General features: G+C 75.3%; 3 protein-coding genes. All 3 read left to right on the forward strand.

Going from position 1 to position 3184, the window contains the following annotated elements:
* Window positions 1–612, forward strand: a 612-nt coding sequence (locus tag MXD58_RS23720; protein ID WP_250609952.1) for a phosphopantetheine-binding protein, incomplete at its 5' end; no start/stop codon positions are given.
* Window positions 609–2291, forward strand: coding sequence for a (2,3-dihydroxybenzoyl)adenylate synthase (locus MXD58_RS23725; RefSeq protein ID WP_248840586.1), 1683 nt, complete (start codon window positions 609–611; stop codon window positions 2289–2291). The genes MXD58_RS23720 and MXD58_RS23725, both read left to right, overlap by 4 nt.
* Before the next feature lie 121 nt (window positions 2292–2412).
* On the forward strand, window positions 2413–3184 hold a 772-nt coding region (locus MXD58_RS23730), incomplete at its 3' end, for a condensation domain-containing protein (protein ID WP_250609953.1).

A 3184-nucleotide genomic window follows, 5' to 3' on the forward strand; every position in this document is an offset into this window, starting at 1 on the left:
GGGCAGCCGGTGGCACTCGGCGCGGTGGTGGTCCTCGACCCGGCCGAATCGGCCGGCGATGCCGAGGCGCCGGACGCGGCGCTGCGGGCGCGGCTGCGGAAGCTGTTGGCGCCACACATGGTTCCTGGCCGGATCCTCGCACTGGCGGACCTGCCCCTGAGCGCCAACGGGAAGACCGACCGCGCGGCCGTCGCCGCGGCGCTCGACCAGGCGGCGGGCGGTCCCTCGGCGGCACCACCGGCACCGCCGCGCTCCGACCTCGAACGGATGATCATGATGGTCTGGGGTGAGCTCCTGGGCGGGGCGCGGTTCGGCGTGCACGACGAGTTCTTCGCCCTCGGCGGCGACTCCGTGCAGGCCACCGCACTCGTCGCCCGGCTGCGCGATGAGCTCGACACCGGCGACGTGTCGGTGCGGATGCTGTTCGCCGCGCCTACGGTCGCGGGGCTCGCGCAGCGGATGCGCGCGGTCGAGTCGAACCCGGGCCGGCTCGACCGGGTCGCGTCGATCGCCTGGGAGATTGCCGGACTCGCCGATGACGAGGTCGACGCGCGCCTCGAGGAACTGCCCGGCGCCGGTGACGAACCGAGTGCCGCCGGAGCCGGGCGATGACCGGCCCGCTGGTCACCGACCGGGCGGCGACGCTGGACGGCTTCGTGCCCTGGCCGCGGGAGTTCGCCCGCCGCTACACCGACGCCGGCTACTGGACGGGCGGCCCGCTCGGCGAACGGCTGCGCGGCTGGGCCCGGGCGTACGGCGCGGCGACGGCGATCGTCGCGGACTCGCCCGCCGGCGTCGTCCGGCTCTCCTACGCCGAGCTCGACCACGCCGTCGACGACCTCGCCGCCGGTCTCGACGGGCTCGGCCTGAGCGCCGGCGACCGCGTTCTGGTGCACCTGCCGAACCGGATCGAGTTCGTGACGCTGCTGTTCGCGCTGCTGCGCCGCGGAGTGATCCCGGTGCTGGCGCTGCCCGCGCACCGCCGGGTCGAGATCGAGCACCTGGCCCGCCTGTCCGGCGCGGTGGCCTACGCGATCCCCGACACCCATGAGGGCTTCGACCACCGCGCGCTGGCCGAGGAGATCGTCGTGGCGGTCCCGACGGTCCGCCACGTGCTGGTCGCCGGTCAGCCCGGCCCGTTCACCGCCCTCGCCGCCCTCGCCGACACCGGCCACCGTCAACGGGACGTCGAACGGCCCGACGGGGACCAGCGTCCCGCCATGGCCGAACCGGACCCGTCCGCCGTCGCGGTGCTGCTCATCTCCGGCGGCACGACCGGCAAGCCCAAACTGATCCCGCGCACCCACTGGGACTACGCCTACAACGCTGCCGCGAGTGCCGAGCTGTGCCGACTGACCAGCGACGACGTGTACCTCGTCGCGCTGCCGGCGGCGCACAACTTCCCGCTGGCCTGCCCGGGGATCCTCGGCGCTCTCGGCGTCGGCGCCCGGATCGTGCTCGCCCGCTCGCCGAGCCCGGAGACGGCCTTCGACCTCATCGCCCGCGAACGGGTGACGGTGACGGCCGTCGTGCCGGCGCTCGCCCGGCTGTGGGTGACCGCGGCCGGCTGGGAGGGACCGGACACCACCAGCCTGCGCCTGCTCCAGGTCGGCGGCGCCCGGCTCGACGCGGAGCTGGCCAGGCGGATCCCGCAGGTGCTCGGCGCCGCCGTCCAACAGGTGTTCGGAATGGCGGAGGGCCTGCTGAACTACACCCGGCCCGACGACCCCGCCGAGGTCGCCCACACCACCCAGGGCCGGCCGCTCGCGGCCGCCGACGAGATCCGCGTCGTCGACGGCGACGGCGTCGACGTCCCCGCGGGCGTCGTCGGCGAACTGTGGACCCGCGGCCCGTACACGATCCGCGGCTACTATCTCGCGCCCGAGCACAACGCGCTCGCGTTCAGCCCGGACGGGTTCTACCGCACCGGCGACCTGGTCCGGCTCACCCCCGAGGGCAACCTCGTCGTCGAGGGCCGGATCAAGGATGTGATCAACCGGGGCGGGGAGAACGTCTCCGCGACCGAGCTGGAGGAGCATCTGCTCGCCCATCGGGCGATCGCCCACGCCGCCGTCGTCGGCGCCGCGGACGAGCAGGTCGGCGAGAGCGTCCGCGCGGTCGTCGTGCTGGCGCCGGGGGAGACGCTCAAGCTGACGGACGTCCGGAACTACCTGCTGGCCCGCGGGCTGGCCCGCTTCATGGTTCCCGACCTGCTGACCATCGTGGACGAGCTGCCGCTCACCCCCGTCGGCAAGATCGACAAGCGCGAGCTGCGTCGCCGCTTCGACTAGCGACCGCCGCCCCCGGGCCGACGCCCGGCGGCAGCCCACCTCCCGGCCCGCCCGCACCCCACTTCTCCGCTGCCCGCGCGGCCCATCGTCGCGTGCCCGCACCACCGGAAGGATCTTCACCGTGGCCAGTTCCGACTCCGCCCAGCGCAAGCGCGAGCTGCTCCGCCGCCGCCTGGCCGCGCAGGGGCTGGCGGGCGGGTCGGCCGCCGGTGAGGAGTCGGCGCGTCCCCGTCGGGAGCCGGGCCGCGGCTACCCGGCGAGCCGCGGCCAGCGCCGGATGTGGTTCCTGCAGCGGCTGCGGCCGGGCAGTGCCGCCTACACGATCTCGACGGCGTTCGAGCTGACCGGCCCGCTGGACCTCGACGCGCTGCACGGCGCGGTGCGGGCGGTCGCCCGCCGGCACGAGATCCTACGCACCACCTACCGGGTGCGCGCCGACGGGCAGCTCGAACAGGTTCCGCGCGACGACGTCGAGCCGGCTTGGCACAGCGTCGACCTGTCCGCCGAACCCGCTGCCCGGCACGCGGACCGCACCCACAAGATCGCGATCGAGGCCGCCCGCCGGCCGTTCGACCTCGCGGTGGAGTCGCCGTTGCGGGTCACCGTCGTCCGGCACGCCCCGGACCGGCACGTCCTCGCGCTGGCCGCGCACCACATCGCCTGGGACGACGCCTGCTGGGACGTGTTCTTCGGCGACCTGCTCGCCCACTACGACCACCGGGTCGGGGACCACCGGGTCGGGGACCACCGGGACGCCTCTGTCGGTGACGGCGCGGTCGAGCGGCCCGCCCCCGCCCCCCAGTTCCTCGACGCGGCGCTGGCGACGCCGACCGCGCCGGCCGCCGCCGATCTGGCGTTCTGGCACCGGACGCTGAGCCCCCTCGCCGCCGCGC

This window comes from Frankia sp. AgKG'84/4 (genome assembly GCF_023242965.2).
GTDB lineage: Bacteria > Actinomycetota > Actinomycetes > Frankiales > Frankiaceae > Frankia.